This is a genomic window from Streptomyces solicavernae (assembly GCF_029968095.1).
GTDB classification, from domain to species: Bacteria; Actinomycetota; Actinomycetes; order Streptomycetales; family Streptomycetaceae; genus Streptomyces; species Streptomyces solicavernae.
In genome coordinates this window covers 1-14,429 of sequence record NZ_JASCIR010000050.1, presented here as the reverse complement: position 1 = coordinate 14,429, position 14,429 = coordinate 1, and the positions used below count along the sequence as shown (strand labels likewise).

20 protein-coding genes are annotated in these 14,429 nt (G+C 70.4%); all 20 read left to right on the top strand.

Translation table 11 applies throughout. From position 1 onward, the window contains the following. Nucleotides 1–224 precede the first annotated feature (224 nt). Nucleotides 225–413, top strand: a complete 189-nt coding sequence (locus QIS99_RS30415) for a hypothetical protein (protein ID WP_282516963.1) — start codon at nucleotides 225–227, stop codon at nucleotides 411–413. A gap of 116 nt (nucleotides 414–529) precedes the next feature. After that, nucleotides 530–1,717, top strand: a complete 1,188-nt coding sequence (locus tag QIS99_RS30410; RefSeq protein ID WP_282516962.1) for a hypothetical protein — start codon at nucleotides 530–532, stop codon at nucleotides 1,715–1,717. Further along, a complete protein-coding gene (locus QIS99_RS30405; protein ID WP_282516961.1) occupies nucleotides 1,714–2,106 on the top strand; it encodes a hypothetical protein in 393 nt (130 codons plus the stop codon). The genes QIS99_RS30410 and QIS99_RS30405 overlap by 4 nt, the downstream gene beginning before the upstream one ends. Before the next feature lie 79 nt (nucleotides 2,107–2,185). Continuing rightward, nucleotides 2,186–4,798: a hypothetical protein gene (locus QIS99_RS30400; protein ID WP_282516960.1), complete on the top strand. Its 2,613-nt coding sequence runs from the start codon at nucleotides 2,186–2,188 to the stop codon at nucleotides 4,796–4,798. A gap of 29 nt (nucleotides 4,799–4,827) precedes the next feature. Continuing rightward, on the top strand, nucleotides 4,828–5,052 hold the full coding sequence (locus QIS99_RS30395) for a hypothetical protein (RefSeq protein ID WP_282516959.1): 225 nt from the start codon (nucleotides 4,828–4,830) through the stop codon (nucleotides 5,050–5,052). Nucleotides 5,053–5,136: 84 nt separating this feature from the next. Beyond that, nucleotides 5,137–5,652 (top strand): hypothetical protein, encoded by a 516-nt coding sequence (locus QIS99_RS30390; protein WP_282516958.1) that lies wholly within the window; start codon nucleotides 5,137–5,139, stop codon nucleotides 5,650–5,652. 36 nt (nucleotides 5,653–5,688) lie between these two features. Beyond that, entirely contained in the window at nucleotides 5,689–6,504 is an 816-nt protein-coding gene (locus QIS99_RS30385) for a hypothetical protein (protein ID WP_282516957.1), read from the top strand. 192 nt (nucleotides 6,505–6,696) lie between these two features. Next, nucleotides 6,697–6,903, top strand: a complete 207-nt coding sequence (locus tag QIS99_RS30380; RefSeq protein ID WP_282516956.1) for a hypothetical protein — start codon at nucleotides 6,697–6,699, stop codon at nucleotides 6,901–6,903. Between the two features lie 91 nt (nucleotides 6,904–6,994). Continuing rightward, a complete protein-coding gene (locus QIS99_RS30375) occupies nucleotides 6,995–7,135 on the top strand; it encodes a hypothetical protein (RefSeq protein ID WP_282516955.1) in 141 nt (46 codons plus the stop codon). Continuing rightward, nucleotides 7,132–7,605 carry a hypothetical protein gene (locus QIS99_RS30370; protein ID WP_282516954.1) on the top strand — a complete coding sequence of 158 codons (474 nt, stop codon included), beginning with the start codon at nucleotides 7,132–7,134 and terminating at the stop codon, nucleotides 7,603–7,605. Before QIS99_RS30375 ends, QIS99_RS30370 begins: the two co-directional genes overlap by 4 nt. 139 nt (nucleotides 7,606–7,744) lie before the next feature. Beyond that, nucleotides 7,745–8,128, top strand: a complete 384-nt coding sequence (locus QIS99_RS30365; protein WP_282516953.1) for a hypothetical protein — start codon at nucleotides 7,745–7,747, stop codon at nucleotides 8,126–8,128. After that, nucleotides 8,125–8,496, top strand: coding sequence for a hypothetical protein (locus tag QIS99_RS30360; RefSeq protein WP_282516952.1), 372 nt, complete (start codon nucleotides 8,125–8,127; stop codon nucleotides 8,494–8,496). The genes QIS99_RS30365 and QIS99_RS30360 overlap by 4 nt, the downstream gene beginning before the upstream one ends. An 83-nt stretch (nucleotides 8,497–8,579) precedes the next feature. Next, the gene (locus tag QIS99_RS30355) at nucleotides 8,580–9,026 is read left to right on the top strand and encodes a hypothetical protein (protein WP_282516951.1); all 447 of its coding nucleotides are present in this window, start codon (nucleotides 8,580–8,582) and stop codon (nucleotides 9,024–9,026) included. Nucleotides 9,027–9,081: 55 nt separating this feature from the next. After that, a complete protein-coding gene (locus tag QIS99_RS30350; RefSeq protein ID WP_282516950.1) occupies nucleotides 9,082–9,516 on the top strand; it encodes a hypothetical protein in 435 nt (144 codons plus the stop codon). Nucleotides 9,517–9,589: 73 nt separating this feature from the next. Continuing rightward, nucleotides 9,590–9,991 carry a hypothetical protein gene (locus QIS99_RS30345; RefSeq protein WP_282516949.1) on the top strand — a complete coding sequence of 134 codons (402 nt, stop codon included), beginning with the start codon at nucleotides 9,590–9,592 and terminating at the stop codon, nucleotides 9,989–9,991. Continuing rightward, nucleotides 9,988–10,200, top strand: coding sequence for a hypothetical protein (locus tag QIS99_RS30340; protein ID WP_282516948.1), 213 nt, complete (start codon nucleotides 9,988–9,990; stop codon nucleotides 10,198–10,200). Before QIS99_RS30345 ends, QIS99_RS30340 begins: the two co-directional genes overlap by 4 nt. A 26-nt stretch (nucleotides 10,201–10,226) precedes the next feature. Further along, on the top strand, nucleotides 10,227–10,397 hold the full coding sequence (locus QIS99_RS30335; protein WP_282516947.1) for a hypothetical protein: 171 nt from the start codon (nucleotides 10,227–10,229) through the stop codon (nucleotides 10,395–10,397). Between the two features lie 280 nt (nucleotides 10,398–10,677). Then, on the top strand, nucleotides 10,678–11,001 hold the full coding sequence (locus tag QIS99_RS30330) for a hypothetical protein (protein WP_282516946.1): 324 nt from the start codon (nucleotides 10,678–10,680) through the stop codon (nucleotides 10,999–11,001). A 77-nt stretch (nucleotides 11,002–11,078) separates the two neighbouring features. After that, a complete protein-coding gene (locus QIS99_RS30325) occupies nucleotides 11,079–11,648 on the top strand; it encodes a transcriptional regulator (RefSeq protein ID WP_282516945.1) in 570 nt (189 codons plus the stop codon). 290 nt (nucleotides 11,649–11,938) lie between these two features. Further along, a complete protein-coding gene (locus QIS99_RS30320) occupies nucleotides 11,939–14,206 on the top strand; it encodes a type IV secretory system conjugative DNA transfer family protein (RefSeq protein WP_282516944.1) in 2,268 nt (755 codons plus the stop codon). Nucleotides 14,207–14,429 lie beyond the last annotated feature (223 nt).

Below are 14,429 nucleotides of genomic sequence, written 5' to 3'. Positions count from 1 at the left end.
CAGTGAGGACCAGCCCCACCGCGATCTGCGGGGGCTGGTCCTTGCTGCGACTGCCGGAACAAAAGCAGTCGAATCACCCCGCAGGTCCCGGCGAGTGAACGGGCGAGCAGACCGGCGAGCGGCACCCGCCGCAGACCCGCGAGCACACCCCGCAGAGCAGACCCGGCGAGCACGGGAGAACCACCCTGAACATCCACCCCGAGACGAGAGGCAGGAGCCCGCAGGTGGCCGGTTCGAAGTACTGGACGAGCGAGTTCAAAAAGGCCGATGCGCGGTCACCGAAGGAAGGCGCGATCAAGCGCCTGGACCGGCTGCGCAGGGAGCTGCAGAGGTTGGACCCGGTCATCGCCAACCGGGCGTGGGCCGAGGTTCGCACCGCCCTGGAGCAGATCAGCGACCGCTACTCGCGGTGATCGTTCACCCGTGCATTCACCCCGGCGGCACGTGAACTTGACACGGCCCTACACGCGTACGTACGCGCACGAGGGACGCCGTTCACCCCCGCCGGTCACAACCCGTAGGGAGAACCATGGAAGTCCTGCTAGCCGCAATCGCCATCGCGTGGGCCGCGGGCTCGCAGAACGAGCAGTCCAAGTTGGGCCTGGGCCCGGCCGAACGCGATGCACTCAAGGAGCGGGCGCGCCACGACAAGGCCGTGCAGAAGATCGCCACCAAGCACGGGATCAACCCCGACGCGGTGACGCTGCCGGACACGTTCAAGAACACCGGCTACCGCTCGCCGCTCGCCCGGCTCGGCGCCCTGTTCAAGCGCGGCGACGTCGTCGACGCGGACGCCGGCCGCCGCGCGGTCGAGGCCCACCGCAAGGCCGAGGTCGTGGCGGGCCGGCCGGACCCGGCGCCGCTCGTCGCCCCGGATCCCGCGCACGTGGTCGTGGCGCGGCCGCCCGCGGCCCCGCCGTCCGTCCCGCCGCCGCCCGCCTACCCGCCGACCGTCGGCACCGGCCCGGACCCGCTCAGGAAGCCCTCCACGGGACCTGAGAGCGCCTCCAAGGCGTCGGACAAGCCCGAGGCCTCAACGGGCCCTGTAAAGCCCGCAGATGGGGGCGCAGGCACTGTTCCGGGCCCGCGTAGTGACAAGGACGACAAAGACGCGAAGGAGGCGGCCGAGGCGACCGGAAAGGACGCCAAGGGCGCAGCCGAGCCCGTGACGGGCGACAAGGCCGTCACAGGCGACGACGCGAAGCCCGTCACGCCCGAGGCAGCACCCGTCACGGGCGGTGCGACGGGCGGTGCGACGGCTGCGGCCGCCGCCGGGCCCGGCAAGGCCGCAGCGGAAGTGACGTACGAGTCCGTCGCGGAGGAGAGCGACGAGCTCAACCTCATGTGCGACGACGACCTGACCGTCTACGTGAAGGTGCAGGAGGTCTGCGAGCGCGAAGCATCCAAGGGCGACGAACTCGTCGTTCAGGTGCAGGAGGCCGGGTTCGGCGAGCGGATCGTCGGCTGGGCCGCGTCCTGCATGGAGAAGTACCGCACGCTCGCCTCGCTCCTGGAGGAACTGCGCGGCCTGACGATGGCGCAGAGCGAAAAGGTCTGGCAGGCCAAGGGCCTGCTCATGGCCGGACAGGGCGTCTACGCCGACATTGCCCGCGACATGGAATCCGTCGCCACCCGCGAGACGTACATCTCCGACCAGGTCGACGCCGCCGACCTCGCCGCACACAGCGAGGACTTCGAGATCAGGAGCGCCTCATGAGCATCGCCAGCACGGTTGCGGCCGGCATCAGCTACGTCGGACTCCTCGCCAAGTGCGGCGCCTACGTCGTACGGGCCCGCAAAATCGCGGGCCAGGTCGAGAAACTGCGCGCCCGCTACGACGAGCGCGCCGACTCGGCCCGCTACCTGTCCGAGGCCATGACCGTCCTCGACGTCGACGAGCCGACCACCCAGGCCTACATGGAGGTCGCACGGCTCTCCTACGCCTGCGGCGGCACCGTCGGCGCGATCCTGTCGACCACCGACGAACTGTCCGCCGCCGCGCAGTCCATGGAGGCCGACACCCGCGCCCTGCACGGACGCATGGCCGACGCCAACCGCAGCAACTCCGTGCACATGGCGCAGAACGCGTTCATCGAGCGCCGCTGACACCAGCGGCAGACACACGAAAGGGCGGGGCCACGCAACGGCCCCGCCCTTTCCAACACCCGGAACTGGAGAAAGCCGGATGACGACCACGACCGTATCGGAGAAGAACACCACCCCGGCCGAGGACACCGCCGAACTGACCGGTCTGCAGCGCCGGTTGGCGCAGATCAACAACCCCGGCCTCTACCTCGGCTCCGGCCTCGGCGCCGCGTCCGGCCTGCTGTCCGGCGAACCGCTGCTGCTCACCACCGCCAGCGCGTCCGCGGCCGCGCTCGGCTGGGCCGCCCTCGGCATGAACCCGGGCCCGTGGCGGTTCCTGCCCGGACAGGGCGAACCGTGGGAGTGGATGTGCCGCTCCAGCCGCCGCGGCTACCGCCGCACCGTACGCCGCATGCGCCGCCGCCTCGCCGTAGACCAGGACTTCGACCCCGTCGTCGGCACAGACGGACTCCTCGTCCCCACGGCCGCGATCGGACACGGCTGGTACGAGCACGAGAGGCGGCCCGACCTCGTCCGCGGCGCACGGGCCGGCACCCGCCGCGCCCGCTGCACGCTGCTGCGCGCCGCCTGGGACAAGCTGCTGCCCGACTGGGAGAACGGCTGGTGGCGCCGCTACGGCCCCACCGAGATGGCCCTGCGGGCAGGCCCCCTCGCCGCGATCCCCGCCGCGGGGTTCGCCGAAATGCCCTGGTGGGGCCACCTGGCCGTCGCCTCGCTCGCCAGCAGCTGGGGCGCCTGGGTGTGGGACCGGCCCGACCCTGCCGTTCCGGGCGGCGAACAGCTGCGCGGCATCGACTGGTACCTGGCCCGCTGGGACGAGTGGATCGCCGCCGAGCGCGGCGAACTCCCGTACTCGCGGCTCCTCAACGCCTCGATCGACGACGACACGCTGAGCGCGATCGTGTACTCGACGACCGCGAAGAGCGCGGCCGTCGCGCAGGACGCGGTGTCCATCGCATTCGAGGTCCCGCCGCGGAACGTGAACGTCTACCGGCCCGACGACATGCCCGCCAACCGCGCCAGGCTCACCGTCAAGCTCCGCACGCTCACCGCCGCCGAGCTGGACATGGACAACCTCCCCGCCGTCTGGCAGGAGTTCGGCCCCTGGGCCGGATCCGAGCTCTACGACGTGGAAGAGACGGACAACGGCCGCACGTTCAAGCTGCTGATGCCACGCCGCGGGTCGTCCGTGGCTGACGTCCAGCCCCGTGCGATCGCCCAGGCCCTCGACCTGCCCGGCGAGGACGCCGTCTCACGGCTTCACCTGCGGATGCTCGACGCCCGCCGGATCGAGGTCAACGAGATGACCCGCAACCCGCTGCAGGGGGGCGTGGCCCTCGACCTCGACGCCCTGGTCATGGACGAGCACGGCTACGTGATCGTCGGCCGGGACGTGTTCGGCGAGCCCACCAATTGGCGCTTGTTGAAGTTCGACCACACGCGGCGCGGCGTGTCTGGGGCACCGTCGGCCTCGGCGGTGCACTCCTTCGGCTCCGGGATCACTGGTGCCGGAAAGACCAGCCTTGAGGAGGATCTGCAGCTCGCGCAGCGGATCAACGGGTTCGTCAGCTGGCTCGCCGACGGCAAGGGAGGCGCCGGTTATGCGCCCTGGTTCGGCGACCTCGACTGGCTGGTCAAGTCCAGCTTCGGGGCGATGCTCATGGCGCAGACCTCGAACCGGGTCTCGGAGTACCGCTACAGCGAGCAGATGAAAATGCAGTGGCTCGACGCCGAGGGCTTCACCGAGAACGGCAGGTCGTTCTTCGTGCCGGGCGAGCCGTTCGCCCCGGTCGCCATCACCTACGACGAGTTCAACGAGATGGTGCTGAAGAACCCGAACGCGCCGCACGTCAAACCGCTGCTGCGGGGCGTCTCCTCCACGGGCCGCCTCTCCCGCGCCGCCGGGATGTCGGCCCGGATCTGGGTCCAGATCCCCAACCTGGACTCGATCGGCTCCGACAGCAACGCGAACGCCATTCGCGACATGCTGCAGTCCGGCAACATCGCGCTGTTCCGCACCGCGCGCAAGGACGTCGACATCATGTCGCTCGGCTCGCGCAAGCCCGAGTTCCCCTTGGCGCCGATCCCTGAACGGTTCCCGGACGGCTCGGACTCGGCCGGCACCTTCTACGTCGCCGACGGATCCGCGCAGTACATCCAGGCCCGCGCCATGTTCCACACCAACCCCGCCCGCCTCTCCCGCTCCTACGACCGGCACCAGCTCACCCAAGCCGAGGCGGACGCCGCGGCCGCCGCCGGCCCCGAAGGCGTCGCCTACCTCGCCCGCGAGGACTACCGCCACATGGACGCCGTCGACGAAGAGGAGTTCCTGCGGGAACTGGTGAAGAAGGAGCAGAAGGCGCGCGCCAAGAACGGCACGGTCATCGACACCGCGACCGGCCCGACGGCCCCCGCCGCAGCGGCCCCGGCCGATCTCGCCGCCAGCGAGGTGGACCAGGACGAGGACGACGAGCTGGACAACCTCGTACCCCCGTCCCGCTCACAGCTTGTCTGGCACGCAGTCGAGGACGGCGCCCGCCGCAACGGCCAGATCGCCAAGAAGACCGACCTCAAGCCGTCCAACGTCGCGAACGCCACCAAGTCCCTCGCACGGCGGGGCAAGTTGGCGCAGATCGACCGCGACTGGCACACCCTCGCCCCGCTCGACGAGCCCGAACCCGCCCACGCCTGACCCACCCCGACACCCGCAGGAGAAACCACATGACGCTCAGCCGCGAAGCCCTGGCCGTGATCGTCCTCATCGTCATGGCCGTCATCTTCTTCCGTAAGCAGATCTTCAAGAGCCGAGAGTTCTGGCTCGCCGCCCTGTTTTTGACCATCGCCATCACAACGCCGTTCGGCGCGAGCCTCGCCAACAGCGCCGGCCAGCTCTTCTACGGCACCGCGGAGACCGCCGGAAACACCGTCAACTCGGTTGCCCGGTAACCGACCAGACCAGCGAGGGCGGGCCCGACCCCACGGGCCCGCCCTCGCCCGTACCCGGCCCTGGCCGCAGCAAGGAGGAACAAAGTGGCCGACACCCCCAACTGGCCCGTACCGGCAAGACCGCTCACCGCAGACGAGGAGGCCAAATCGATCCAGATGATCGCCGACCTCATCAGCGCGAACACCCCCGACGCCACCCACGTCCGTGACACCACGCCCGTACCGGACCACGGAGACGCCGTGCCCATCGCACAGCCCGGACGGCCGCCCATGTCCCAACGGGCCACCGACCACGCCTCGCTGGTCCTCGCCTACTCCGTCGGCTCACTGCCGGTCGGCGCCGCGTTCTCCCTGCTCTTGTGGTCCCTGTCCAACGTGCCCACCGAGACCCTGGTCATCGCCGCGGTCGCCCCCGTCTCACTCGTGGCCACCGTCGGCCTCGCCGCCCGCATGATCGGCCGCGCCGTACGCGACAGCGCTGACGCCCTGCCCGACCACACCGAGCACCACCACCACGGGCCGAGCTACATCACCCACAACGAACTCCACACCAACACCCGCTGGTTCGGCACCACCAACAACCAGCTCGGCAACGACTGAACCTGTTCGGCCCCGCACGACTGAGGAGACACCCGCATGAGCACCGACACCTCCGAGACCGAGCAGCAGGCACAGGCCGGCCCCGACCGGCCTGTGCTGTCCCGCTTCCGACTCCCGTACGTCTTCCGCTGGCCGTGGGTTACCCGGGCCACCGCACGCCAGCTCGACCGCGAGGCCGACGCGCTGTCCGCGGAGGCAGAGCACTGGTTCGGCCGCTGGGCCTCCGACTCCGACCGCGCCGACCGTGCCGAGCAACGAAAGAGGGGCCTGCTGACCGAGACCGGCGGGCTGACGGGAAAGGTCGAGCGACTCACCGAAGCCCTCGACGACACCGCCCGGGAGCGCGACCACTTCGAACGCTCCCACCGCGCGGTGTGCGAGGAGCGCGACGAGATCCGCCAGACGGTCCTGCACTTACAGCAGGCCGGCCGCGACCTGGTCCGCGCGTTCACCGCCGACGATCAGGCTGCTAAACCGATGCTCGACCAGATCGGCCAGATCCTCATGCGGCACGCGCACCGCTTCGACCTCGGCCGCGAAGACCTCGCGGACCTGCCGTGGGCCCCCGAGCCCGAGACAGCAGCCGAGGCAGTTGTCCGCGAAGCGCCCGCCGACCTGATCCGCGCCGCGTACCGCTACCCGCACGATGCGACCGAACCGGCGCTGATCGGGGACCACCTGCCGCACTGCGAGGCATGCACCGCCGCCCTCGGCACGCTGCCCGACGCCGTGCTCGTCGAGGCCTGCCGGGCGGCGTTCTCGTACGGGAAGCGGGAGGCCATGACGGTGATCGGCACCGAACTCGGCCGCCGAGGCATCCCCGCCGGCACCGAGCAGGAGGCGACCCGGTGACGGTGCGCCTGGACGGCCTCGCCAAGATCCGCACACAGACCGCCAACGCCACCACCCCGGCCGCGGCCTGACAGCCACTCAATGCCTCACCACGGGGCGGCCGGCCGACCGGCCGCCCCTTTACGCCCGCCGCCCGGTGGGTTCACCCCACCCGCGAGATACGCGAGGGGGATGTTCATACCGGGAGACCTCATGGCCCTCAGCGTCGACCTGGAAGTCCTCATCGCCGACATCGAGGCCGACGACCTCGATCACGTCGAGCTGATCAAGAAGCACGTCAGCGACGCCCTTCAGGAGCAGCTCGGCTACGCGTGCTCGATCACCACTGTCTACGGCGACCCCACGAGGACTGACCCCTGCACCACACCCGCCACCCGGTGGCTCGGCCACCGCCGATAGCCCGCCTCACAGCGCAGCGCCCCGAGACCGGACATCTCGGGGCGCTGCCGTTCCACCCGACCGCCTGACCATCGAGGAAAGGGACCAAAAGGTGAGCTCCCAAGAGTACAAACAGCTGCACGACACCCCGTACGAGTCGTGGCCCGCGCACGACCTAGAGGTCCTGCTCGACCTCATCGCCTACGAGCAGGCCCACCCGGCCCTCGCGCTCCCCGCCGGGGGTGCCCGGTGAACGCCAGCCGCACCTTCCACGCCCCGCAGGTCATGCAGGCCGACCCGACCCTCATCGTCGAAGGCCCAGGCGATATCGACTGGGTCGCGGTCGAGCGCGCCGCCGAAGGCACCTACCCGCACGCGCTCCTCACCAACGAGGAGGCCGTCGAGGCCGTCGGCATGCTCCGCGCCGCCGGCATCAACCAGCGCGACATCGCCGACCGGCTCACGACGGGCCGGCACGAGGTAAAGCGCGCCTACGACGTGCTGAACGCCCGCGCGGCCCGCGCTGCCCGTGCGGCCAACCAGCCCACACCGCCACGACGCCGAGCCACCGGCCCAGCACGCTGCGGGACCCGACGCGGCTACCACGCCCACCAGCGGCGCGGCGAAACCCCGTGCACGGCATGCAAGGCCGGAAATACGGCCGCGGACCGGCACTACCGGATGCACGGCACTTACCACGGAGCACCAGAGGTAGCGGCCTGACGCACTACCCGCACCGCCGCGCACCGCTCTGCCGGGGCGGTGCGGCGGCCCCTCAGACCACCGAGGCCATCCGACCGGCCACACGTGGCCACCGTCAGCGGCCCATTCCCCCTCACCACACGACACGAGGAGATCCGCCATGCCCAAGCGCACCCTGGCCGCCATCAACGTCGCCCAGGCCAAGGACCAAATCGCCGCCGCCATCAAGGAACTGAAGGCAGAGAAGAAGCTGCGCCACCCCGGCGACGCCCTGGCGCAGATGGACGCGGAGAGTCTTCCGCTGCACCTCACCGCCAACTACAGCGCCAGCGACGGGACGCACAAATACCTGACCACCGGCACCCTGGGCGGCGCGCTGGACGTCCTGAACGCCGTGGGCGACCTGATCAGGGCCGAATCCCTGCGCCGCAATCCCGGCGACTTCGAGGCCCAGTCGGAGGACATCGGCCGCCCGATGCACCTCGGCATCGCCTACGACGTCGCCGACCTCGACCGCGCGACCGGCAAGGGGGCGCACCGGTGACCCGCTGCCCCAGCCACGAGCAGACCGCCCCGCCACCCGTACGGCCGTTCCGGCACGACGACGACGGCCGCACTGTGACCACCACTGCCGAGATCCTCCAGCGCTACGCCCACCACATCGCCTCCGCCGTCCGCGAGGTGCCGGCCCGCGACCTCGACACGTTCATCAACCAGACCGACCGTGCCGCCGCGCTGCTCGGCACGGCCGGCATCACCGGCCACGAGGACATCGAGAGCGCCCGCGACTACCTCTGCGACGCCCGCAACAGCAGCAGCGAGAGCGAGAGCGCGGCCCTCCTCACACGGGCCGACGCACTGCTGCGATTCGCCTGGGAGATGGCCGAGGAATACCGCGCCGCCGTTGCCTGACAGCCCCGGCCCCGGGCCCGTACGAGGGCCCGGGGCCGCCCACGAGGACCGGGCAGCCGCCCGGACCGTACGAGAGGAGAACCGTGACCACGCCCCTGCCCACGATCCGCCGGCCCGCCGTCGAGATGCTGTCCGTCGAGGCCGACGCCGTCCTGATCCACGCGTTTCCCAGCACGCTCAGCCCTGCAGCCGCCGGGCCGCTCAACTGGACCGACTATCCGGCCGTCGACGGCCCCTACGTGCCGTTCAGCGCCAGCGCGGTCGCCTACCTCGGCAGCGCCGACCGCGTCCGCGGCTGGTGGCTGCACTACACCCAAAGCCCTGGCTGGCAGCACCTTCTGATTCTGATCGCACCCTGCCAGTGCGGCACCTACTGCTACGTCCACCTGCGCAACGAGGAACAGCTGCAGACGCTCCTCGACGAACTCGACACCGCCCCCGGCGCCCCCGTCCGCTGCGACTACCGCCTGCAGATCCGCAGCGAGAGCGACGCCGACCAGGACCACGACAGCTACGAGGCCCCGTGGTGACCCGCCCCGTGCCCGCCGTCGCCAAACTCCCCCTCGACCTTCAGGAACACCGCCGATGACCACCACCGCCGAGCTGCCACCCACCATCCACGTAGACGTGCCGCTCAACCTGTCCACCAGCGACGGCAACCTTGTTCGCACGCGGCAGGCCATCGGCGCCATCCGCACGAAGACCGAAGGCCTGGTCACCTTCCCGAAGGTGGTCGCCCTGATGGAGACCGACGAGAGCGTATGGGTGGTCACCCACACGCTCACCGGCCTGCGCCTGCCGTTCGGGTTCCCCGACGAAGAGCACGCCACAGCGTTCGCCAACCAGGCCGGGCCACTGGCCCGATGGGACCAGGAGCAGCCCGACGTGACACACGCCGCGCGGCTGCAGCTGGTCGCCCTCGCCGAGGAACATGACGGGATCGCGGATCCACGGGTCCTCGCCGCCCTCGACCGCCGCAGCACCGAAGCCCACGACGGCCCCGCGCCCGCAGAGCAGTGACCCGGGCGCCAGCCCTGTGCCGCACCGCACACCGTCCACGCCCGCCGCTACCAGGAATTCGAGGTACCACCGCATGACCCCGATCCGAATCCAGCGCCGCCGCACCAAGGGATGGCGCGCGCCGCTCGACTCCCAAGGGCGCCGGCCCCTGCACGTCGGCCGCGGCACCCGCTGGGGCAACCCGCACACCCAGGTCCGCTACCCCGCGCTCGACGGCTCCGAGTGGGAACACGAAGGCCGCCGCGGCAAGACGAGCGGCGAGCGGCACTCCATCCGGGCGCTCGGCTACGTGGCCCACGCGAGGCAGCACTCGACGGCCACGCATCAACTCGTCCCGGAACTCACGCTCTTCGTTCTCAAGCACAGGCCGAACCGTAGTGACGGCACCGACCGGGCGGGCCAGAAAGTGCAGTCAACAGGTCAGCCGTGCCATGCCGACGTCCTGCTGGACGTGGCCAACAGGGCTGCGCCGTGAACGCGTACGAGCGGCTGATGGCCGAGAGCCTGCCGACCGGCACCTTCGGCCACGCCGTCTCCCAGTCACCGCGGTTCGCCGAGCAGGCCACCGGCTGGACACCGGCCGAGCAGGCCGCGCACGTCGCCGCCCTCGAATCCGAACTCGACCGACTCGAAGCACGCGGCCCGCAACCGCAACTCCGCCTCATCAAACCCAACGCCGCCTGACCACGAGCAGCCAATAAAGGAGCGCCATGCCCCGCCCCATCGACGCTGCCGAACTCCTCGTTGAGTACGGCCACAACCACGGTGACAGTCCCACTACCGCCGATCTCATCGCCGCGGCCGAACTCAGCGGCCTCGGCTTCCCTGACCGTGACGAGCAGGACGCCATCCGGGCCGCGCTCGACAACCTCACCCGCTGAAAGGGATCTACATGACCGACCGCACCCTGCCCCAGGACTCGTACATCCACGCCGTCACCGAAGCGCACACGAGGTGCATGGGTGACCGGCTACCGCCTCGTCATTGAGATCGCCACAGGTACGCAAGGACGGCCAGTCCGACCGGCTCGAAGCACGCGGCCCGAAGCGTGCCTTCGGGTCATCGACGGCCACGCCGCATGACCTACGAGTACGGCCGCCCGCGCGGGAATCGCGGGCGGCCGTACTCGCCCAGTCCACCACGACCACCCAGGAGTTGACGATGACGACCGACGACAAGCCGCACCTGTACGTGACCGCCGACAGCGCCCAGCACGCCCACCGCCTGGCCAAGGAACAGCGCACCGACGAGGCCATGGAGCACGTCGATGCGATCGACAGGCTGGCGGCCGCCATTCGAAACGCCGTGGGTGCCGCGCAGGAAGAGACGCGGCCAGCCGCTCTCCGTCGCGTCCTCACGCCGGGGGAGTACAACCGGGCCTGGCACGCGCTGGAGGGCGCGGCGGGCGATCCGGACGCGGACCCGAGCACGATGCTGGCCGCCGTCCTGCGCGCGCTCGACATCCAGGCGAACGAAAGGCCGTGAGGCGCGAAACCGGGGGCGGCCCGCAACAGCGGGCTGCCCCCTGGGCACAATCGAACAGAAGACACTGAGGGCGGGGCATGCCGGAACGCAATATCGATCACGGGAAATTCGGGGCGAGAGGCATCAAGGGGGCCGAGGCCGCGGCGCGGCAGCTCGACAGGCTCGCGGGTGGCATCTCCACCCCGGTCGAGCAGAAGCGCGGGTTGAACGCGCGGCTCAACTACCTGCTGCGGTCGGAGCGTTCGCGGAAGGCGGCCCAGGAGGCGGGCATGCCGTCCGAGCGCACCGTGAAGGCGTGGCGTGAGGGGAAGCGTAAGCCGAGCAAGGCCAGCCTGCGGAAGGTGGAGCAGGCCTATCAGACGGTGCGCCGGCAGAACGTGGCCCGTTCGATGAAGGCCCGCCTCAACCGGGCCGGCCGCGGTACGCGTGTCGAGCTGCACCCGCAGAACCAGTCCCAGGTGGACCGCCGCTACCAGCGGCACACCCCGTACCGGACGCTGAACGTCCGCGACTGGGACGGCCTGGTCGACGCCTGGGCCGGTCACGACAGCGGTCGGATGGACCAGGAGTGGGAGACGATCATCGGGGACCTGGGGTCCGACTGGGGGCAGTACGAGTACGTGTCCAACGTCGGCTTCGCCGCCTGAAACTCCTCGCCCCGCTGCCCGCCCGACCTGGGGCGAGCAGCCGACAGCACAGCTCGCTCATCCGAAAGGGGGGCCCGCATCTGCGGGCCCCCCTTTTTTTTGTGTTCCGGGCAGGGAGAGCCGGTTTCCGGCGCAACTCAACGGGAGCTGAGGGGCAAGACCCTGCTCGGCACTCACCACACATCGAGACAGGACTGTGATCGCCGCCCCCCGGTTCTGGACAGAGGCGTGGTGAGTGCCGCCGGTCATCCTCCGCTGCGTCAGCTTCCGCCCAGTTGAGGAGTGAACTCGTGCGCGTACCCATCAACCGTCTGCCAGGCCAGAGTGCGCCGCCCGACCCCGTCCACCCCCCGGTCCGCCTCGCCAGCGACTTCACTGAAGGCGCCGTCGACTGGCTGGTTTCCCTGATCCCCCGCAGCGAGTCAGGCCTTACCGCCTGCGTAGTCGTCGCCGCGCTTCTGGCCGGGGTGCTCGCCCGGCTCGGCACCGTCCGCCTTGAGGCCGAGGGGACGAAGCCGAAGGAGGGCATCGCCGGGTTCGGCGACGTACTCCTGGCGGGCCTCGCGGCCGCGCTCGACCAACTCCCGGCCATCGGGTGGCGGTTTATCACCGGGCAGCTCCTGAACATCGGCGCGCAGGAACAGATCGTGGCCGCCGGAGCCGTCCTCGACCGCCACCCCGCGCCCGAGCCCAAGACAACCGACGTCGAGAAGGCCGGGCTGCTGCACCGGATCCTGCCCGGTAAGAAGAACCCCGGCCGGCGCGACGCGTCCCGCTCGCGGTGGTCGACGTGGCCGTGCGCGGTACGCGCCGCGATCCGTCTCGGCGCCGTCACCGCGGTGTCGAGCCCGCTGCTCGGGCCGGTGAACACGCTCGTCCTCGCCGGGGTGGTGGTCGTGATCGTGGCCGCCGTTGCGCTGGTTCCCGCCGGCCGCCGCGGCACGGACGACGCCGCGATCTACGGGCCTGGCCTGTGGGGAGCGCTCGTCCAGGTCCTGCGTCTCTCCTCGCAGGAGCAGGAGCGGGGGAGCGGGCACTGGCTGCACCTGCCCCGCGAACTGTCCTCTGATTACGCCCGTATCGGGGTGCGGCTGCCGTTGCACTGGCTCGGCTCGGACAAGGAGCGGGCGATGCTCGCCCACGTCATCCACTCCCGCCTGCCCGGCCAGTGGGTCGCCGCCTTCGACCAGCGCGGCATCTCCCCGCACGTCGTGTTCACTCCGAAGCCGCCCGAGGCGCCGGAGCCGGAGCTGCCGACCCGCGTGGAGTGGATCTGCTCGGACGATCCGGCACGGGTCCACCTGGGAGACACCCACTCTGGGCGCCGCTACGTCGACACGTCCACGGAGACCCCGCACTGGGGCATCTCCGGCGGCACCGGCGACGGCAAGACGACTGTGCTGCTGATCCCGGTGGTCCACGGCCGGCAGCACGGTGCGCTCGTCGACGGCATCACGATGAAGGCCGCGGCATTCAAGGACGTCGAGGGGGAGTCCGGCCTGCGCATCCACAAGTCGGGCCGCCAGGCCGTGGCCGCTCTCGCCGAGTTCTACGTCTCCATGAAGGCCGCCGAGGCCCTGCAAGGCACCCCCGAGGGCGATGCGCTGCCCGGCCGGATCCTCGTCATCGACGAATTCGCTTCGTTCGTGAAGAGCGCCAAAATCTGGTGGAAGTACGGCCTCAAGGGCAAGGGCATGCCCCCTTTCGAGGCCTGGTTCCACATGATCCTCATGCAAGGTCGTAGCGCCAACCACAAGATTGTCGTCGGTGCGCACACGTTCACCCGCGAGCTGTTCGGCGACACCGAGACCCGCGACCTGGTCGGCACCAAGGGCATCGTCGGCCCGGCCTCGAACCCGAAGTGGGGTGTCACCTACGGTCTGGACGCCCCGCGCGTCCCCTACCACCACGAGGTCAAGGGGCGCGGCGTCATCGGCGTCACCGGCTCCCCGGACATCGAGGAGGTCCAGTACGCGTACATCACCCCGTACGCCCGCGACTACCTCCGCCAGTGCGCCCCGGCCCCGGACTGGCACGCCCGGGGAGAGATGGCGCCCTGGATCACCGAGGCCGCCCTCAAGGAGGCCGAGGACGAACTCGCGATCGCGGAGTTCCTGCCCGGCGGGGCGTTCATGGACGGGGTGAGCCTTGTGACATCTCGCATCACCCCCGGCCCCGGTGTCCGTTCGCGCAGGTCAGAGCAGGGTGCGTCACACCTCACCGGGCCGGATGTCACAGGCGATGTCACACCCTCAGTCACACCTCCCCATCGCACTCACCACACCGACCAGGAGGACGTGGCCGGCGAGATCGAGCAAGCCGAGGAAGCTCAACTCCCCGTGTTCTCCCTGCGGGAGGCCTGCGACACCGGAATCCTGCCCGTCTCCCACGACGGGGCCCGCAAGCGCATGGAACGGGCCCGCAAGAACGGCCACAAGGTGCCCGAGGGCGTGACGGTCGGCGGTACTCCGTACTACACGGCCAAGGAGCTGATCGCCTGGTGGACGTACATCACGTCCATCCGGAACGGCAACCTCCGCAGCGTCCCCACCATGTGACCCCCCCCATCACGGCCGGCCGGGGACCGCCCGCCACCGACAGCGGACTCCCTAGACGCCGACCTTCGAGAACTCCACCACCCCATGCCTCCACCCGTCCATGCGTGACAGGGTGACCTCCCAGTTCCAGACAGGAGTGACAGATGTGGCCGCGATGCAGCTGACACGCACACACCGGATACTCATCGGTGTCGTGATCGCCGGAGCGGTGGTCATCGCCGGT

What these genes read in the sequence shown, in the direction of transcription:
- QIS99_RS30345 (WP_282516949.1), top strand. Translation starts at nt 9,590, where the DNA reads ATGACCCCGATCCGAATCCAGCGCCGCCGCACCAAGGGATGGCGCGCG.
- QIS99_RS30330 (WP_282516946.1), top strand. Translation starts at nt 10,678, where the DNA reads ATGACGACCGACGACAAGCCGCACCTGTACGTGACCGCCGACAGCGCC.
- QIS99_RS30325 (WP_282516945.1), top strand. Translation starts at nt 11,079, where the DNA reads ATGCCGGAACGCAATATCGATCACGGGAAATTCGGGGCGAGAGGCATC.
- QIS99_RS30365 (WP_282516953.1), top strand. Translation starts at nt 7,745, where the DNA reads ATGCCCAAGCGCACCCTGGCCGCCATCAACGTCGCCCAGGCCAAGGAC.
- QIS99_RS30335 (WP_282516947.1), top strand. Translation starts at nt 10,227, where the DNA reads ATGCCCCGCCCCATCGACGCTGCCGAACTCCTCGTTGAGTACGGCCAC.
- QIS99_RS30350 (WP_282516950.1), top strand. Translation starts at nt 9,082, where the DNA reads ATGACCACCACCGCCGAGCTGCCACCCACCATCCACGTAGACGTGCCG.
- QIS99_RS30405 (WP_282516961.1), top strand. Translation starts at nt 1,714, where the DNA reads ATGAGCATCGCCAGCACGGTTGCGGCCGGCATCAGCTACGTCGGACTC.
- QIS99_RS30380 (WP_282516956.1), top strand. Translation starts at nt 6,697, where the DNA reads ATGGCCCTCAGCGTCGACCTGGAAGTCCTCATCGCCGACATCGAGGCC.
- QIS99_RS30400 (WP_282516960.1), top strand. Translation starts at nt 2,186, where the DNA reads ATGACGACCACGACCGTATCGGAGAAGAACACCACCCCGGCCGAGGAC.
- QIS99_RS30410 (WP_282516962.1), top strand. Translation starts at nt 530, where the DNA reads ATGGAAGTCCTGCTAGCCGCAATCGCCATCGCGTGGGCCGCGGGCTCG.
- QIS99_RS30385 (WP_282516957.1), top strand. Translation starts at nt 5,689, where the DNA reads ATGAGCACCGACACCTCCGAGACCGAGCAGCAGGCACAGGCCGGCCCC.
- QIS99_RS30395 (WP_282516959.1), top strand. Translation starts at nt 4,828, where the DNA reads ATGACGCTCAGCCGCGAAGCCCTGGCCGTGATCGTCCTCATCGTCATG.